General features: G+C 65.7%; 12 protein-coding genes. 2 read left to right on the top strand and 10 right to left on the bottom strand.

The genetic code is table 11. The annotated features are described in order from the left end of the window. Positions 1-23 precede the first annotated feature (23 nt). Both Pla175_RS06430 and Pla175_RS06425 read right to left on the bottom strand, forming a co-directional pair. Entirely contained in the window at positions 24-731 is a 708-nt protein-coding gene (locus Pla175_RS06430) for a hypothetical protein (RefSeq protein WP_145282292.1), read from the bottom strand. A 230-nt stretch (positions 732-961) separates the two neighbouring features. Next, complete coding sequence (locus Pla175_RS06425) at positions 962-1249, bottom strand: hypothetical protein (RefSeq protein WP_145282289.1); 288 nt, start codon at positions 1247-1249, stop codon at positions 962-964. Positions 1250-2154: 905 nt separating this feature from the next. On the opposite strand from Pla175_RS06425, the gene Pla175_RS06420 reads away from it, so the two are divergent. Then, the gene (locus Pla175_RS06420; protein WP_145282286.1) at positions 2155-4155 is read left to right on the top strand and encodes a mucoidy inhibitor MuiA family protein; all 2001 of its coding nucleotides are present in this window, start codon (positions 2155-2157) and stop codon (positions 4153-4155) included. A gap of 136 nt (positions 4156-4291) precedes the next feature. Here the strand turns inward: Pla175_RS06420 and Pla175_RS06415 are convergent, their stop codons facing one another. Next, positions 4292-6100 carry an MSCRAMM family protein gene (locus Pla175_RS06415; RefSeq protein WP_197527307.1) on the bottom strand — a complete coding sequence of 603 codons (1809 nt, stop codon included), beginning with the start codon at positions 6098-6100 and terminating at the stop codon, positions 4292-4294. A 375-nt stretch (positions 6101-6475) separates the two neighbouring features. Between Pla175_RS06415 and Pla175_RS06410 the strand changes: the two genes are divergently transcribed. Next, positions 6476-6733, top strand: a complete 258-nt coding sequence (locus Pla175_RS06410) for a hypothetical protein (RefSeq protein ID WP_145282278.1) — start codon at positions 6476-6478, stop codon at positions 6731-6733. Between the two features lie 834 nt (positions 6734-7567). Here the strand turns inward: Pla175_RS06410 and Pla175_RS06405 are convergent. The 7 genes from Pla175_RS06405 to Pla175_RS06375 form a co-directional block, all read right to left on the bottom strand. Then, the gene (locus Pla175_RS06405; protein WP_145282275.1) at positions 7568-8542 is read right to left on the bottom strand and encodes a plasmid pRiA4b ORF-3 family protein; all 975 of its coding nucleotides are present in this window, start codon (positions 8540-8542) and stop codon (positions 7568-7570) included. Between the two features lie 336 nt (positions 8543-8878). Then, positions 8879-9943 (bottom strand): AAA family ATPase, encoded by a 1065-nt coding sequence (locus Pla175_RS06400; RefSeq protein ID WP_145282272.1) that lies wholly within the window; start codon positions 9941-9943, stop codon positions 8879-8881. Positions 9944-10249: 306 nt separating this feature from the next. Further along, entirely contained in the window at positions 10250-12685 is a 2436-nt protein-coding gene (locus Pla175_RS06395) for a bifunctional DNA primase/polymerase (RefSeq protein WP_145282268.1), read from the bottom strand. Continuing rightward, positions 12678-14345: a DEAD/DEAH box helicase gene (locus tag Pla175_RS06390; RefSeq protein ID WP_145282265.1), complete on the bottom strand. Its 1668-nt coding sequence runs from the start codon at positions 14343-14345 to the stop codon at positions 12678-12680. Before Pla175_RS06390 ends, Pla175_RS06395 begins: the two co-directional genes overlap by 8 nt. 158 nt (positions 14346-14503) lie before the next feature. Beyond that, positions 14504-14956 carry a DUF669 domain-containing protein gene (locus tag Pla175_RS06385; RefSeq protein WP_145282262.1) on the bottom strand — a complete coding sequence of 151 codons (453 nt, stop codon included), beginning with the start codon at positions 14954-14956 and terminating at the stop codon, positions 14504-14506. Between the two features lie 662 nt (positions 14957-15618). Then, complete coding sequence (locus Pla175_RS06380) at positions 15619-16224, bottom strand: hypothetical protein (protein ID WP_145282259.1); 606 nt, start codon at positions 16222-16224, stop codon at positions 15619-15621. Between the two features lie 1285 nt (positions 16225-17509). Beyond that, positions 17510-18013, bottom strand: a complete 504-nt coding sequence (locus tag Pla175_RS06375; protein ID WP_145282256.1) for a hypothetical protein — start codon at positions 18011-18013, stop codon at positions 17510-17512. Between the last annotated feature and the right edge of the window lie 175 nt (positions 18014-18188).

The following is an 18188-nucleotide window of genomic DNA, read 5'->3' as shown; positions in this document are numbered from 1 at the left end:
ACCCTTGGCGCTAGCCCTATTCTTCAACGCGCAAATCTTGTGCCGAACAGGATTGGCCTCATCCACAGTGCAGCTTTCTCGATAAACGATGAATACCCCGAATTGTTACTGGCGTCCTCTCGTAGCTGATAAAGCTTCTCTAACTGCCCAATGCAGGAGGTCAGGCCGTATTTTTGTTCTCGTCCCGATTTGCTCTTAAGCTTTTCAAGCTTAGCAGGCTGCTGCAATCGTTTCGCGGCGCGTTGAGTAACCTGCAGTGCAACTATGATGCCCACTACTGCGATCGCGGATTTCAGGCTTCCCCACTGCTCGTCGAGCCAGATCCTATAAAGTATGGGGGCGGCAACCAAACCCAGTGTGGCTAAGCACCCAGTCGCGCCCCAAGCGACGTAACGTATCGACAGCCCCCGAAACGGATGCCGCCAGGGGTACAAATCATTCGAGCAAAAACCATCGAAATAGTCACAAGCGGACTCTAGCGGCGACTTTTTGCGACCAGTGACCCATTCTGCACACGCTATCTCTCGATCATCCCCCCCGAAAGAGATTGCGTCCGCGTGCGGTCGATCAACTCGCCATTTTCGGCCAAAGGCAAATGGCTGCCTAGCTCGCCCAAGCAGAGACAGCACGGTACGCCAAGTCTTGCCAGCCCCGCCATCACGATATTCCTTTCTCTTTTGCCTGATTTTTCTTTGTCGCTCGACCTTCGTCTTATTCTTCGCTTTCGACAAGGCGGCTCACTCCTAGAGTTGCCATCGAAGTATGCTGCCCCGACGCCAATTTGCAAGGATCGGCCTGCCTTTCGCCGCAACTTCCCGGCCGCCTGCGCCAGCCCCGGCGCGGCCGTTCACGCTCTGACCGCCGGGGCGCCGATCAGGTTGTCAAACAGCCGCCCCCTACGCCCGCATATCCGCCACCCGCACGAACGGGGTGTCGACCGTCTCTTCCTCTTTGGCCTCCGTCAGCGTCCACGCGAACCCGCTGGCACGCTGACGGCGCTCGGCGGGGTCCACCGTGCCCGGATCGCTTCGCAGGCCGCATCGATCTGCTCAGGGGTTGGGGCGCCGTTGTCCATCGCCAGCAGGTCTTCCAGCCGAACGAGCAACTCCCACAGCACGGCGGCTAGCTCGGCGTCGCCCGTCTCGGCAGCATCGCGTAGGCGCTGCACGAACTTGAGCCGGTCGGGCGCGGCGACGGCCTCGGCGAACTGGTCCACCAGCAGCGTACGGTTGTCGTTTGCGTCGTCCATTGCGGGGGCCTTGGTGGTGATGAACTGTCAACGGCTGACACTACTCGGCCCGGGAACGCTTGCCGCACTTCCCGCAGCCCGTGGCCGGCAGTCGGCTCACATCAACCGGGTGCGCCAACACGTCGTCAGCGGCGCCCGACTCAATCACGAGATCAGCCACGGCGCCGACGTGCCAGAATGACTTACGCTTGCGGGCAGAGAACGGGGGTCGATGCGGTACGTCTTGGAGGCGCTAGGCTCCAGCCGTGACAAGACCTATCACGCCTACTCGAAAGGCATCTGGGCCGTGGGGGTGACTAGACGGGATCCCATGAGGTGAAGCCGTTGTGGGCTGCTCGTCCTGCCGAGTGGCAATGGTGAACAATGGAAAGGCGGCGACGCTGTGGGCGAGGCGAAGCGAAGCTGTATACGCCTGATGCCCACCTGAGGCCCTCACTCGCCTTATGTGGCGCAGTTAGGCCCCCGGGGGCTAGGACAGCGCCCATGTGGCCCAACGCGCCAGTGCGCGCGCAGTGCGGCTAGGGCGCATGCGGGCGAAAAGGCGCCCCGCAAGAGCGTGGTGTCGTCGAGCAGCGCTTCGCAGCCCCGGTCCACCCACCGCGACCGGCAGGCCCCGCCCGAGGCGGCGCCGTGGGCATAAAAGCACTTCCCCGATCAGTCGCTTAGTCTGCCGGCCTACCCCGGGCCGCTTGCAAGCCTAGCAGCTCCCGCTCCCGCCCTGCCCATCAGGGCCGCCGCCGACTGTATCGCATGGAGCCCAGCACGAGGGCGCTAGCTGGCCCACGCCTAGCTTTGCTGTGCTCCTGGATTCTTAAGTAACGAGGGAACTACGATGACCCCCGGAGCGTCTGACGCTTAGACGCCACCCCACTCGGCTCATCGAACCACTTCCAGAGACTACTCGGATGATGACGCGAACCTTCACGGTGTTGCTGCTGCTCTACGCGTTCGCGTCTCGCCCAGTGGCGGCTCAGGAGACCGAACCGGTCGACGCCGACCGCCTCACCGACGGAGATGTGACCGAGGTCACCGTCTACCAGGGTCAGGCGCTGGTCACGCGCTCGGTGACGCTGCCGGGGGACCAGACGGGGCTGCAGGAGGTGGTGGTGACCAACCTGCCGGCGTTGATCTTGCCCGAAAGCCTGTACGCAGAGCCGGGCGAGGGCCTGGAGATCCGCTCGGTCCGCTACCGCACCCGGCCGGTGGAGCAGGACGTGCGTGCCGAGGTCCGCGAGCTGGACGAGCAGCTCCAGGAGCTGCGGGACGAGCTCTCGGCGGTCGAGCGGGAGCAGAAGCTGTTGGCCGACCGCACCAAATACCTGAACAGCCTCGAGGGCTTCACGGCCGGGACCGCCAAGAACGAGCTGGAGCACGGCGTGCTGAACGCCGAGACGCTGACCAGCCTGACCGAGCTGATCTTCTCTCGGCGGGAGCAGGTAGCGGCCGAAGAGTTGGAGCTCGCCAAGGCGCAACGGGGGCTGAACGAAGAGATCAATCTAGCGACCCGCAAACGCCAGAACATCACCAGCGGTTCCGCGACCACGGTCCGCGAGGCGGTGGTTTTTGTCGACGCCCAGGAGGCGGGCGCCTCGCTGCGGCTGCGTTACTTGGTGGCGGGCGCCGGCTGGAGCCCGTCGTACAACCTGCGGGCGGGGGCCGACCGCAAGCAGGTGACCGTGGAGTACAACGCCCAGGTGCAGCAGATGAGCGGCGAGGACTGGACGGACGTCGCGATGACGCTGTCGACCGCCACGCCGTCGCTGGTGGCCGAGCCCCCCAAGCTCGACCCGCTGGCGATCCGCCTGGGAGACAGCCCCGCGAGCGGCGGCCCAAAGGTCGCCGTTGGCGCCGAGGAATACAGCCGCCTCAAGCGGCAGCTCGACGCGAGCCGCGACAAGCTATCGGATGTTCGCAACCGGCTGGGCGAGCTGAACGCCGCGGTGGAGCAATCAGGGGAACATCTAGCCAGTGCTCGCCAGCAGGCAGCGAACATGCCGCAAGATTCGGCACAGTGGCAAGCGTTTCAGTCTAACGACGACAACCTTTTCTTGAAGCAAGCCGATGGCGGCATGGGAGGGGGCGGCGGTTACGGAAGGGTCGCTGGGTCGCAGCCCGGCACGCCAAACGCTGGATTCGGCGCCAACGGCGACGCCGGCCTCAACTACTTCGCCAACGAGTCGCAGATCCTCGACTTCAACGCCCGGGGCATTGTTGGCAAAGCCCAGGGCAGCAGCAGCGTCTCGCAGCCTCCCGCCGAAGGGGTGAGCGTCAGCTACAAGCTAGCGGGGCGCACGTCGCTCCCCAGCCGCAGCGACCGGCAGCTGATCCAAATCGCCCGGCTGCCCCTCAAGGGGGACTTCTACCGCCTGGCGACGCCGGTGCTTACCGGCTACGTCTATGAAGAAGTCAAGCTCACCAACACGGGCGCGGTGGTGCTGCTGGCCGGCCCCGCCTCGACCTTCCTGGGCGACGAGTTCGTGGGCCGCGGCGCCGTGCCGACCGTGGCGGCGGGGGAGTCGTTCACCGTGGGTCTGGGGATCGACGCCTCGCTCCGCGCCGGCCGCGAGCTGGTGAGCAAGGAAGAAACCATCCAGGGGGGGAACCGGATCGTCGACTTCGTCTACCGCCTCTCCGTCGAAAACTTCGCGGGCGAGGCCGCGGAAGTGCGGCTGGTCGACCGCATCCCCACCGTCGCAGAAGACGACATCAAGATCACGCTGGTCGACCCCGGCAAGAAGCTGGCCGACTACCCCGACCAGGCCGCCGAGCGCAAGCTGGGCCTGCTGCGGTGGGACCTCGAAGCCCCGGCCGGCTCGACCGGCGCCGACAGCGCCGCGGTGGAGTACACGCTGCGGGTGGAGTACGACAAGGAGCTGTCGATCGTCGGGATGCCCGCCAAACGCTAGGCACCCGACTACTGGTGGGGTTGGGCCGCGCCAACGGACGGTCCAGGAGTCGCGGGCGCCTCTCAACAAACCTTCAAAGTCTTCCCCCCAGAACCGCGTCGAAGAATGAGGCGAAAGAGAGCGTTGTGGATTCGGACTAGGTCGTGGCCTTGGGCTGCGGCGGACGACGCCACTCCAGGTCGACCTGCTGGCCATCGCGGGTCACCTCGACCTCAACCTCGTGATCCCGACTGAAACCGCGGCCCACGTAATCAATTCTTACTCTATAGCGGCCCGGCTTTAGCCCTTGGACCTGGTATCGGCCCTCTTTGTCCGCCTCGGCGTCCAGTTGGCGGCACTGCCAGTCGAACATCGGGCTGAACGCGATGCTCACGCCAGCCGGGGCAAAGCCATGGACGCTCCAAGTCCCAGCGTCGTGGCCGAGGTCGACGTCCGCCTGCTCTGCGTGGCCGAGGGTCACCGGCTGCGCGAAGCCATTCGCATGGAGGACGTATTCTCCCGCCGCGAGCCCGCCGTAGCGGTAGCGGCCCTCCGCGTCGGTCTTTACCCCGACACGCCACTGCTCCAGGCCGCCCCGCTTGGCGCCCGTGACGCTGACACGCTCCTCGGTGACCGGCTTGCCGTCTTTCACGACAAGGCCCATCACCACCGCCTCCCGCGGCAGCCTCACCACGAGCGTGCCCGTCTCGGGGGCGATCGTGCGCTCGGCGGGAGACAGCACGATCTCTGCGTACCCCGCTGGGCGGCCGATGATTGTGCCGTGCTCGCCCTCCGGCGGCTCACAAAACCAGAACCGCCCCTCGGCGTCGGTTGTGGCATGCTGAACGAACTTCAGGCCGTGAAGACCGTCGGTGTACTTCGCGAAGCTGCTCCATTCAAAGTAGCTGACCTTGCCTACCAGCCCGTACAAGAGCTCGGCGCCGGCGATGGGCGCGCCGTTGTCGGCGTCGACTAAGCGGCCGTGCAGCGTGGGCGCTGGGGTGAGCAGGATGTCGGCAATGCCCCCCGAATCTGCGTTCACTGCAGTGAGGCGCGCTTCCGCAGCGGCGTAACCCGCTACGTAGACATTCACAGAGTACGTGTTGCCCAGCGTGACGGGGCCCGGCAGCTCGAGGCAGCCCTGATCGTCGACGTCATCGAACACGTCGGTGCGATGACGCTGGACGATGCGTACGGCCTTCGGCGAGGCGATCGGCAGGCCGTCCTTGGCGTCAACCAGCCTCCCACGCAAGACACCCGCTCGGCCGCTGCCGTGCATCCGGATCGTGACGCCGGCGCCTAGCGGGTAGTTGGCGTCGTTCACGTGCCGGTGCTCCGAACGCAGGCTGAGGTGCACCTCACCTGTGTCGTTGAAAAGCGGCTGTGCAAGGTCCTCGATACGGAAGGCCCCATCGGCGTCTGTGGTTGCCTTGCGGTCGGGCCCTGGGAAGTAGTCGCGCCCGGTGGGCCAAGAGAAGCTTGAGTGCACTCCGACCACAGGCGTAAACGCCTCGACCACGACGCCGGCGACTGGCTCACCGTAATCGTCGACGACCGTGCCGGCGACGAACGCCGCGTCTTTCGGTATCCGCTGGAGTTGAAAATCGATCGGCCCCGCGCCTGGCTCGGCGTCCCAGCCCATCAGCTGAGCGGAAAAGCCGGGGGCCGAAGCGGCCAGCCGGGCTCTCTCCTCAATCCGCCCTCGGCGGATCGAGTAGTGACCCTCGCGATCGGTGACCACACGCTGCCGAGCGCTGAACCGCTGCGTATCGACGCCCCATTCAATCGTGGCGCCGGGCAGCGGCTGGCCCGCGTCGTCGAGCACGGTCCCGGTCACGGTGAGCGGGACGGCGGCGTCCTCCTTATCGCCGTCCTCCTGCGCAGAGGAGGCCCACGGTGAGGCCGCCAGTTGAGTCAGCACAGTAAACGCGGCCAAGGCGATGCGGCGAGTACAAAGGTTAATCACTTCCGCTCCCATTGCTAAAAGGTCGACTCGGGCCGCTCCTAGGTAATCGCGAGCAGCGCGTCGTCGAGGCCAATTGTGCGGGGGTTGGTCCCTGAAAAGCAACGTCAATGAACCCGCTTGAGAAGTGCCGCCACACCCCCGTCCGCCTCAAGGGCCCACTCTAGGGCCCCACGCGCCCGCTGTGGCGCATCTGGGCCCTTGCGCGTCTCAAAGAGCGCCCAGGCGGCCCAACGCGCCAGTGCGCGCGCAGCGCGTACAGGGCGCATGCGGCAGTCATGGCGGCTCCAGCCACCAGCCCATGCCTACGGCGCCCCGCCCCGCCACAAGATACCCCCGCCACGGCGCCGGCATCGCCCCAAGAGTTACCCTCTTCCCATGACCGCCCTTCCCACCGGTGTGACCCGCGATCGCCACGCCGGGGGCAGCATCGGCCTGGACAACTGCCACGCGGTGCAGATCAGGCTGCACGACCTGCCCGGGAGGATTGGCCGCTGCGTAGTCGTATGGCGGGACAGCCCCCCGCTGCTCCGGCCGGGGCGGAGGGGGCAGGCGATCCGCGAGCTGAGGCGCGGCGACCTCGTGCGGCTGAGAGGGCGGATCGAGTGCGTACGGGAGCTTGTGCTGCACCGCTGAAGGCAAAGCGATTGCAGCCTGCCAAGTGCATCCCTCTATAGGCTAGGGAAAGGCGTCAAGCTTGCCGGGGGACGCAGCGTCAGGATCCCGACGCGGGGGTCGTAGTGCTTGATCCGCCCATTACCACCATTGCTGCTATTCGGCTTGATGTTGCGTTGACATACGCAGCCCGACGTCCGGTGCGTGACGAAGCCGCGGCGCCAACCTGAGGGGCGGCTTGCAGCGGCAAGGGGCGTGGGCCAAGTGGCCGCTACGCAACTGGCGAAGCTGCTCCGCCCTCTCTATAGGTCGGCCCCGCTGCCCAGGGCCCGCTAGAGGCCCTCACGCGCCCTCTAGGGCGCAGCAGGGCCCTTGCGCGGCTAGGACAGCGCCCCAGGGGTCTGACGCGCCAGTGCGCACGCAGCGCGTCCAGGGCGCATGTGGCGGGTTCGTAGACTACCAGCACACCTTAGGTACCCGTCGCCAGCCCCACGACGGCTACTACTTCCCGCGATCACTAGCCCCCAAGGTCCGAGCCTACGTAGCGGACCCACTCCGGCAAAACCAAGTGCGGCGAAACTCGTCGCCAAGGTCCTGCGCTGCAATAGTCGGTGTGCCGCTACGCCATTCGCGTGGGAGCCCGTCAGGCCAATGCGCGTCGCGGCGAGCATCTGGCGGGCACATAGGAACATCAACCGCCCTGCTGCCGTGCCAGACGCCCCCGCGACGAGCCATCCATTGGCGTCCGCACGTCGACCCCAAGCCCCTCGTCCGCGGTCCATCGCGGTGAAGGTTCGGGGGCTTGGTGGTCCACACGCTGGCCGCGTGGATTCGCAGTAGGCGACACGGGGCCAATTATTCGCCATTCCTGGGCTTTAGGGACTTCCGGATTTTGGGCGGGCAACCCATGTCCATCTCGACGTACTTAGCGTCGAAGCTCCCCTCGTGTTCGCACGGCATCAGGCCGTACTGCCCAATGTCCGGCCGCTCGTCGTCAGGGAGATGGCGAACCTTCATGAACTCAGCGTGATCATCGGCGTCGCAGCAGCCCCACATCGGAACGGCGTGCTCGCCCGCAACACAACGGGGGTAGATCGCCAGCCGGTCAAGCACGGCCGGCCCCGCGAACCACACATCATGGCGTCCCGACTTGTTGGAGCCCTGCACGTAGATCCAATCCGTTGCGTGGGGCGAGCCCCGATAAAGCTGGCTGATCTTTACCTTGGACTCGTCGCGAAAGCCCTGGTAGTAATTCAGGTCGTAGCCGAACGTGTCGGTCTTGTCATGCATCACATACGTGTGGCCATCAATCTCAATCCGATGATTGTTGGTGCAATACCAGCCGAGGGCGCCAGCGAAGTGCCTTGCGAGCCACGCCAGAGAGCAGTCCTTCACGTGGATCGTGCGCCAGATCGTGGGGAAATCGCCCCGCAACGCGATCGTGAACTGAAAGACCCGTTCCCGCTTCCACCTGGCCTCAATCTTCGCGGCAGCCCGCTTGTCTCCACGCTCGGCCGCCTCGCCAAGGGAGATCAGCTCACCGACCTTACGGAGGACCGCCTGGCCGCGGCGGTCATGCCGGGAGGGATTCTCGGGGAGCGGCGCCGCCAACGCCAGGCGAAGTTGTCCGAGCTCCTCGAGCGTCACGCCGAACGTTTGCTTCACATTTCCTGCTTCCCATAGGCGGCTCGCGAGACCCGATCCCCCGGGCATAGATTCCTCGAGCTTCTTTTTTTGCAGGCCGCTTACCTTCAGCGGGAGGAGCAGGGTTGACTGGTTATTGGCCGGCGACGCGGTGGTCGGGTTGTTTAGGCTCGGCTCGTTGGACATGGTCTTGGAATCTGGTAGGTGCAGGAGGAATGGAAACGCACTAGTGGAACGGGGAGGTCGCCGCGGTCTCCTGCCGGAGTGAGCGCAGCGGAGGCGTCACAGGGGTAAGACTAAGACTGCCACGCTTTGGGGCCGTCCGAGATGGACGGCAAGGGGTATCTCACTGCTGGCCCGTCGCCGCTTGGCCGCTTACGGGCACAATCGTCGCTCGACGTCGATCGGGAGCCGTGGCGGAGGGGCTCGATGCACTGGCCCGTCAACAGGGCCCCCATCGCCGCCGCAGGCCCAATGGGGCCGTTGGCGGCGAGGGGGGCGTTCAACTCGCGCGTTTGCACGCTACTCGTCGTCGTACTCGGGATCCTCCTCGTACTCGTAGTCGTGCCCGTAGTCCTCATCGACCCCATGGAGGAGGCGCCGCTCCGCCTCACGCGCCTCCTCGGCGAGGTAGCTCTGGTGGACCTTCTGGCGGTACGCATCGTCCACCAGATGTGCGTACGCGTTGACGAGGCTTACGCGGGTGTGATCCAGATAGTGCTTCCCATTGATCACGGACGGGTGCGGGTCGGGCTGGATCCGGGGCTCCCAGCAGCGGCCCTCGAAGCAGCCGTCCGCCACCCCCTCGGTGACGCTCAGCTGATGCACGGAAGACTGCCCCGCGGCGCCGCCGATCTCCAGCCGCAACTCGCTACGCCCCTCCTCACGGGCGTAGGGCGCCACACGGCTCACCTCGATCCACTGCTGGAAGAACGCCGGCGGTCCATCCGGGTGGTGACGGGAGTCAACGAACAATGGGGTCGCTCCGACGCCCATGCAGCATTCCGACAGCTCGTAGAGCTGGTTTTCGGTCCACAACGGATCCGACATCGGGAACCCCCCACCGCCGATGGCGAGGGACAGCGGGTCGATGATGATCAGCCGCGCGTCGACGCGGCGCAGCGCCGTCTGCAACTCGTTGAGCCCGGCGTCGCTGCGGAGAAGCCGCAGGTTGTCACGGAGGTGCAGGCTCGAAACATCTTCCACCGCACGCCCCTTGCTCCGGCAGACGCGCGACAGCAGCCCGCCGGACATGATGAGGTCGCTGCTGCCGACCAACATCGCGACCGACGTGGGTGGCAGGCCCAGCGCCGTCCCGAACCAGCGCAGGCCCAGTGCGACGCTGACGGCCAGGTCGATTGCGATGGACGACAGCAACGACTTGGGCGGTCCATACAGCACCGCCGGGGTCCCGCGGACCAGCACGCCCGGGAGGATCCAGGAGTGGCCCCACGGCCCCGCAGCGACCTGCTGGGCCGACATGAAGACCTTGGGGGCCGCCGCATCAAGCAAATCGACGACCGCCGGCGGCGCACCGGCGCAGTAGGCCCCAGCAGGGGTAAGAAGCAGATCGGAAGGCTGGCTCATGACGGTCTCTCCTAAACAGGGAAGCAGGGGAACTACAACAACAACGCACGCCCCTTTGGGGGCGGACTCACACAACAAGGCGAGGTCAAATTGACAACAGCTAGCGCCGGCGTCGGGGGCTTCTTTCTTCTTTCCCCCCCCTCTCACATAAACGCACAAAAACGGCGGCTTGCGTGAGGGTGGGTGAAAGAAAGAAGTAAGTGTTACGTCTATATTTCAGGCCTATTTCTGATGGCTTGTTTCTCTTCCTTCACCCCCCATCCGCCGGGTTTTGGCCAACTTCTTTCTCTCCTTCACCTCCTTGGTTCACTCGACCAATCGGTAGCAGCGTCCGGGCCGGCCCCCCGTGGCATGTGTCTCTATGACGACATCACCCTGCTGCTCCAGCGTCACGATCAGCTCCTGGAACCGCTTGGCTTCGAGCTTCATCCGCTTGAGCAGCACGCTGTGCGGGAGCGTCCTGTCTGGAGCCTCCTGGAGCTTGCGGACCAGCCGCAGGCAGTCGGCATGGAACGGGTTGTCCGCGACGTGGTGGCGGGCCATGAACAGCATCCGCCGCGTCTGGTGCGTGGATAGCTCCGTGGCCCAGCGGGCGGCGATCTCGCCGATCCGCGGCGCCTGATGGTTGTCGCTGATCGCGTGCAGCAGCGCCAGCTTGCGGACCAGCTCGGGGACCCGCCCCCAGACGGTGGTCGCCACCGCATCGCTGCGGCTCTCGGCGGCCGCGTACTCGGCCTCCGACAGCCGCCGAGCGTCGGCCAGCAGCTCGCGGGCCGCGCCGTCTGCCTCGACCGTGAGGGGCGTGGGGCTCACCCCCGTCAGGTTGCCGCCCCCGGGGTTGAAGCCGGCCCACCAGCTGGCGGTCTGCAGCACCTGCCGCGGGGGGGCGATGAGCTGGGGCTCTTGCCCCGCGCTGCGGGACCCGCTCTCGAGGATCATCATCCGGGCGAACAGGCCGTTGGTGAGCATCCGCTCGGAGATCGCCGCGTAGTAGTGGGTCGGGATCGCGGTTCCGTACACCACCAGGCAGGGCTGCTCGATGAACCCGGGCGAATCCTGGCCCGCCTTGCGCCGCATCGGGTAGACGCTGCTGGCGGCGGAGTACATCGACAGCAGCGTCGACATGATCGCTTCGTGGCGGGCGTCGCGGGCGTTGTTGATCGACTGCAGCAGGCCGTCGATCTCGTCGGTCTGGAACAGCATCGACGGGGTCAGGAACAGGGCGTCCTGGATCCCCTCCCCCGAGGCGAACTTGTCCCCGAGCGCGCCGAGCAGCCCGACCGCTTGGAGGATGTGGGCGTTGAGCTTGCGGGGGAAGTCCTTGCCAACCGCGGAGTGGGCCAGGGCCAGCAGGTAGAGGTTGGTGCGGTTGTCTGCCTCGTCCCGCACCTTGCGGCCGGCGAGCATCGCCAGCAGGGCTAGCGCTCCGCAGAACGCCAGCGCCAGGTTGGGGTAGGGCGCGGCGCTGAGGCAGTAGTTGACAACCGCGTCGACGAACCCCGGGACGCGGAGCAGCTCCGGGGGGAGCGGGCCGGGGTCGCTCAGCTCGCAGTCGCTTCGAGTGGGCGCCGGGAGCAGCAGCTGGGGGGGTCTGGCCAAGAGCAGCTGGGACGGGCTCGCGAAGAGCAGCCCGGCATCGGGGGCGGGGTCCTCGGGAGGCCCGGGAGGCTCGGCCGGGTCCGCAGAGAGCAGGACGCCGCCAAGACGGAACCCCGACAGATCGACGTCTGGGTACGCCCACTCGGCGTTGCTGCCGTACCCCTCGGCCCGCAGCGCCGCGGCGGCCGCGGCGAAGTCTCCCCCGTGTTCGAGCAGGGTGTAGACGCTGAACGGGGCGTAGCCGCGCTCAGGATCGAACGGCGGGGCGTTGCTGCTGAACACGTAGAAGCACTGCTCGCTGAGTGAGGCGCTCTGGCCGTTCTGCTTGCCGGGCCGCCGCCAGTACTCATGCCCGCTGTTGTCTCCCCCCACGCGACGCCAGCCGTGCCGCTGGAGCACGGTTCCCAGGTCGCCCCGCTGGTTGTAGTCGTCCCCGGGACGCCCGGCGCCGGTGGGCCCAGCAAACACAGGTGATCCGTTCTGCCCGGCGGCGGAGGCCGCGTTGGGGGGCGCCGCCTCGTTCAGCGCGGTCGCTGCTTCGATCAACACGTCGCGTTCGGCCGCCGTGAGCACGGGCAGAGCGGTGAGGTCGCCCTGCTCGACCTCGTAGCCCGGCGTCGGGGCACAGAGGAACAGACCCCCTTCGCCGCGGGTCTCGATCAGCGTGATCGTGACCTCGAAGCGGTCTCCCACTCGGCGGGGCGTAAAGCTCTTCCCCGCCACGACCAGCGGCTCGGCGTCGGGGGCGATCACCACCTGCTGAGCGAGCCGGACATTGCCGGGGATGATCGCCTCGCAGCGGTAGACGACGTGCTTCCCCCCCGACTGCGAACGCTCGATGGACAAGCGATCGACCAGCCCCGGCGCCTCCTGCTCGACCGCTTCCCGCCAGGGCTCGAACCACGCGGCCTGCTGATCGAAATCGATCATCTCGAGGCCGCCAGAAACCGCCCCGCTCAGCAGGCAAACACCCTCGGCGGTGGCGAACCAGCCGCGAATCTCTTCTTCCGTTGAAAGCCGCTGCTGGTAGGACCGCCACCCCGGCAATGCAGGCCGCTTCTCGGTGGGGATCGCGGGGAGCGTGCAGAGGCCGGCGCGGAGATACCCCAACGTCAGCATGATCAACGAGGTGCGATTAGGCATCGGCGGCGCCCTCCTGCGAGAGGGCGGCGCTAGCAGCCGTCTGCGGCTCGGACCGGGTGGCGAAGTCGTAGGCGACGATCTTCGGGAACTGATCCCCCTCGACCTCGCAGACGGTGATAGCGCTCGGAGTAGCCAACACGCCGCTTTCGGCGATCTCGACCGCCTCGGCCACCGAGTCGGGGACCGGCAGGTCCGTGCGCGCCCGCCACCACAGTTCCGCCTTCTGGCGTGCGTAACCGTCGTGCTCAATGCAGACCCACTCGGATTGCCACACGAGTCGGCCGATCGCGTACTCAACCCGCATGGTCGGGGGCGCGCCCTCCGCGGCCCGGCGGCCGTGGTGGACGCTGTAGCACACGTCTGCTACCCGGTAGACCGTGTTGGTGATCGACATGGACAAGATTGGCGCGCTCGTCGCCTGAGCCCGGTGGGTCTGCCGCTTCGGCGGCGGGAACGCGTGGCCGCACTGTGGGCAGGTCAGGAAGCCCACCGCGATCTGGCCCTGGCACTCGGGGCACGTCTTGACGATCGACTCTCCCGCCCCCTCGCCGGCGCGTTCGGTTTTGATCCGCAGCGCGTCGATCGGGCCGTGGCGATCCACGTTTCCGCCGAAATCCAGAACCAGGCAATCTTCCTTGCCCGGGTGGAGGCGGAAGCCTCGGCCGACCATCTGCACGTACAAGCCGCACGACATCGTCGGACGCAGCAGCACGACGCAGTCGATGTGCGGCGCGTCGTAGCCAGTCGTGAGGACGCCGACGTTGCACAAGAACCGCAGCTCGCCCGCCGCGAACCGGGCCAGCGTTGCGTCCCGCTCGGCGGTGGGGGTCGCGCCGCAGATGAACCCGCACGCGAGGCCGTGCTCTTGCTGCAGCGTCTCGACGATGCGCCGTGCGTGGGGCACGGATGTCGCGAAGATCAGCGTCGCGCTGCGGGCTGCCGTCGAGTCGACAAGCTCCTCGCAGGCCGCGATTACCGGCGCCTCTTGGTCCATCGCGTGCCCGAGCTGCTGCTGGTCGTAGTCACGTCCGCGGATACGCACGCCGCTGAGGTCGGGTTGCAGACACCCCGATTTCGTTGTGATCGGAGATAGGTATCCGTCGCGCATCAACTCGGCTACCGACACCTCGTAGCAGACCTCGCTGAAAACGCCATCGGGCGTGCAGATGGGGCCGCTGTCGAGGCGGAATGGCGTCGCGGTGAATCCCACTACCCGGGTATTGGGGTTAATTACCATCAAGTCGGCCAACAACTTCCGGTAACGCCCTTTGTTCTTGGTGCTGACCGTGTGGCATTCGTCAATGATGACGACGTCGAACGCCCCTAGCTCGCATGCCCGCCCATGAGCTGTCTGAATCTGGGCGACGACGATTTGGTTTTGCGTGTCGTGACGCTTCAGGCCAGCGGCGTGGACGCCCACGTCGAGGCCTGGGAACGCCGTGCGGAGCTTATTGACGATCTGCTTCACAATCTCACGGCTGTGCGACAGAATCAGCACGCGGCCGCCCCAACGGGTAGCCGCGTCGGAGCTTAGTTGGGCGATGACGACCGTCTTGCCCGAGCCGGTCGGCATGACGACGGCGGGACTGCCGAGCTTCGTGCGCCAGAAAAGGTAGACGGCGAGCACGGCCGCGCGCTGGTACGGTCGGAGATTGACCATCGAATGTCCTGTTGTAGGGAGTTGAGGGAGGCCCGCGCCGTACCTCGTGGAGGGCGCACACGTTGGGAGAAGCTGCGATCGGCACACGCTCGTCGCTAGGCCGTGCAGGCACCGACGTCGCCTGCACGGCCGCGCGACTAGCGGGTCAGACTCCGTGCCTACACCTTGCTCCAGGGCGGCGCGTCGTCGCCCTTGGTCGCGTCAGCGGAAGCGGCTTCCGCCGGGGCGTAGCCGCACACCTCGTTGAGAAGCTCGCCGGTGTCGGCGCGCTTCTTGACACGCACGGTGATCGTCAGCTGACGCCCGTGCAGTACCTCCGTGTCATGCAACGAGCGCAGGCAGAGGGCGTTGCAGATGGCCGACAGTTCGCTCCGGGCGAGGCGCATTGCGGTCTCGCTTGGGTGATCGATGTTCAACCACGACCGCACTTCGCGGCCGGCGTACTCGCCCTTAGTGACCAAGTACGCCAGCACCAGGAGACTGCCGCTGCCCTTGCTGTTGGGCTTCGTGTAGCTGTCTTTGATCGTTACACCGTGGCTACCCGCCGGAAGCGGCGAGCGGTCGGGAAGCGGGGCCACTTTGGTAGGATCGAAGCCGTTGAGCTTGGCCATTTTGACTACTCCTAAGGGAAACGAGGTTGACGGGGCAGCAGCTCGCACGAGCAATGGGGCTGCCCTAGCTACGCACCGGCGGCCGAGCGACGGACGCACACACGTCCTTCGCGGAGCCACCGGGGTGTCGTCGACGCTCACTCAGGAGCGATGCTCAGCGTTCTGCCGAAGCCGACGACCTAGAGTTGGCGCAGCAGCTCCAACGCGGAGCGACGGCGCCTAAAACGTCACAGTTCAGTCCCGCAGAGCACCACTGCCGGCGGGACGTGCGGCGAGTCTTGTAGCGAGCGGCTGGGTCCGGGACCACCCACTCCGCGTGCGCGACCGGCGCCTGATACGCCGCCCGTCTTCGCGGCGGGCGTTCGGAGGCTGCGCGTCACGCTCGATTGGCTCGGGTGTTCGGGGTGCGGCGGGTCAGTAGGGCGGAGCTCTTCGATCCCGCTCTACGACAGCCAGGCCGTGGTCTCTGTTCGATTTAGCGGCTACTGTCGCCAGCCCAAATTAGCGGAGTGGCATCCCTGCACGCCTCCGCAGATTTGGGCCTCTACTTCAACTTCACGTTGGCGTTGACCAAACGAGGTGAGTGGCCAACCCACTCTGCGACAGGTAGTGTCGCGTGTCGCTACTATCTAAGACACCAACTCTCAGCAGAGCGCCGGCGGCTAATCCAAGAGTTGACCTAGACCTTCCTCCTCGCACAGCCAGTAGAACCGGCGCCACCAGCCTTCGGCGGTGGAGTGAGGCACACCAAGTTTCCGGGCCGCGGCGGCGCGCGTTTGACCGTCTTGGATCAAGCGCACGTACTCCTGCTGCTTATCACTCAGCCCTTTGGCGGCTGCCTCCAGCCCCGCCCGCAGCTTCGCGAGATCATCGGGGTAGAGCCCCGGATCCTCCTCTGTCGCCAACGCCTCGGAACTCGCTGAGAGATCAAGATCGAGTGGCTGCTGGCGGCGGCAATCCCGCTTCGCCGCGAAGCGATCGCGGCGGATGTTCAAAGCGAGGCGCTGCGCCACGGTCTTGACGAACGCGTAGCGACCCCCTTCTCCGGATCCGCGGCGTTCTGCAGAGCTCCAGAGCTTGAGATACAAGTCTTGCTCAAAATCCTCTTTCTCTGCCCTTAGGCTGGGGTGCGAGCTCGCGAGCTTCTGAGAAACGCGGCGGATGATGGCCTTTGTTTTTGGATCGCTGAGGAGGTCGTCCTCGTCGCCGCAACCCGGCGGTGCTGTCGCGGAGCAGGCGCCAATGCCTCCGACGACGCCGGCGCACAAGGGACGGGTCGAATCGTCACCCAGTTCCTGCTCCGAAGGCGCGCCGGGGCCATTGGCCTTGTTGCGCGGGGGGCCCTCGGATGCTAGACTGTTACTCGTCATGGGTTCCTCTTGATGGGGGGACTTCGTGGCAGAATCGGCGCCGTCCGGCCTGCCAGCCGGGCGGCGTCAACTTTTCGCTAGTCGTAACGTGTCGGCCAACGCGAATGGCAGGGTTCCTGCGTGCTGAAGTCAAGGTTCGCTTGCATCACTACCTCTTCGGCTTTCGTTGATCACGACCGATGACGTCGCTGCCCTGTTTCTACCATCGAACCGCGCGGCTGCAATTCAGATTGGGTGTGTTGGCCTAAGGAAGATGAAGGAACTGGAGGGGCCCTTTTTGGCGGATTTTGTGGGGGGTTTGAAGGGCGGATTGAAGGGCGTCGAGTTGCTTGAAGGTTTTGTAGGGTGCTGAGGAGCGGAATGGCCTTTGCGCACTTGACTGGGTTGCGCTGCCAGAGCCCCTGAGGGAGCAGGGTGTGGTCTGATCAGCGTCGGCCGGCCGCTGGGTCGCAGGGGTTTGTCGACCGAGTAAATTCGCGAACGGCCGACACAGTGACCAAGTTGTGATGGCTGACCTCAGCGACGCAGAGGTTCAATACAATGCCTCGCGCTATTGCTTTGGCCGGTGTCTCTGGGCCGAGCGGCGTAGAATATAGGCGACGGGGAAGCGCCGTTCCGGAAAGTCAGCGCAACAGCGTGACGAACGAGCGTGCGGCGATCGCCACTTTGTAGGCGGCCAACGGAGCGTTCGTCGCGGCGCGCCGCCGCCCTGGTGACGGCCTCGGAAGTCCAATCAGACATCGCTTCCTAGGACGCGTTCTGATGACGCGCAAGTTGACGGTGTTTAGGTGGCGTTGCAGCGTGATCGCGCGGCCAGTCGACACGCCGCGAATCTGTCCGGCCAACCCGAGTGCGCGGAAGCGCCACCTCGGCCAGAGGTTGGCCGGGTTAGCGAGCGACGCAACTACGAAAGGAGTACCGGCAGCATACCGTCGGTGGCGTCAATGCAGCCGTCCGATAGTCAAGCTGGCAACGACTGTCTCGGCGGCTAAACCTGCCGCCGCAGCGGCGGGGTGCGCAGAGTCTTCGGCCACCCCGACGCGGAGCGCCCAAGTTGTGCGAGTGACGCAGGGCGGCGGACACAGATGGTCGGCGGAGGGCACGCGCGCAAAGCCAGAGAATTCTCCCGTTAGTACGCTACTTCAACTAAGCCGGCTTCGCGTGGTGCTGCTGCTTGGACGCCTCACTCCGCCGGCGGACGGTCCAGAACCGGCCTTAGGCCGGAGCCATGTCCGCCGCCGTGACGCTTGCCGCAAGGTTCGCCGCGATCTTTCAAGATGAACTGGAGTTCCTCAGGGGTGTTCGCGTAGATGTCCTTCCATTGAGTATGCCTCCCAAATTCATCCGGGTAGCGAGTACGCATAGATGTCGTCGTGATACGACGTTGCTCCTTCGAATCGAACCATTCAGCAACCCGGTGGAACGTCGCCGCAACGCTGACTTTTAGGCCTGTGTATGGTTTGCCGTCAAACGTAACTTTGCGAGCAGCGAGGTCCACAACAAGTCTTGGGTCGTCGCCCTGCTGATCGCTATTGTTGGCCGCTAGGCGACCTTCCTCGACACCATGCGGAGCGGCTTCACGTTGAACCAGCGCGTCACCATGCGTTTCATGCAGATTTTCGGGGCAAGTGGGCGGGCCTGCGCCGACGGCATTGCAGTCAAGAAGCCGATAGAGTCGGTCAGGCAATCCAAGCATCTCCTTGATCCAAAGTCCGCGGTCTTGGTCATCGACGTAAAGGATCCTTGAGAGCTCTCCGCCGGGAGTCAGCTCAACGCAACCGGCCTCTATTGCAGCAAGCTTCAGCCGGCTTCCCCAAAGCGGGTGGGGCAAAAGATCGCCCGGCCTGCGGCTAGCGAAGGCC

This window comes from Pirellulimonas nuda (assembly GCF_007750855.1).
GTDB lineage: Bacteria > Planctomycetota > Planctomycetia > Pirellulales > Lacipirellulaceae > Pirellulimonas > Pirellulimonas nuda.
Note: the sequence above shows the minus strand (reverse complement) of the source record. Positions and strands in the feature narration are given on the sequence as shown.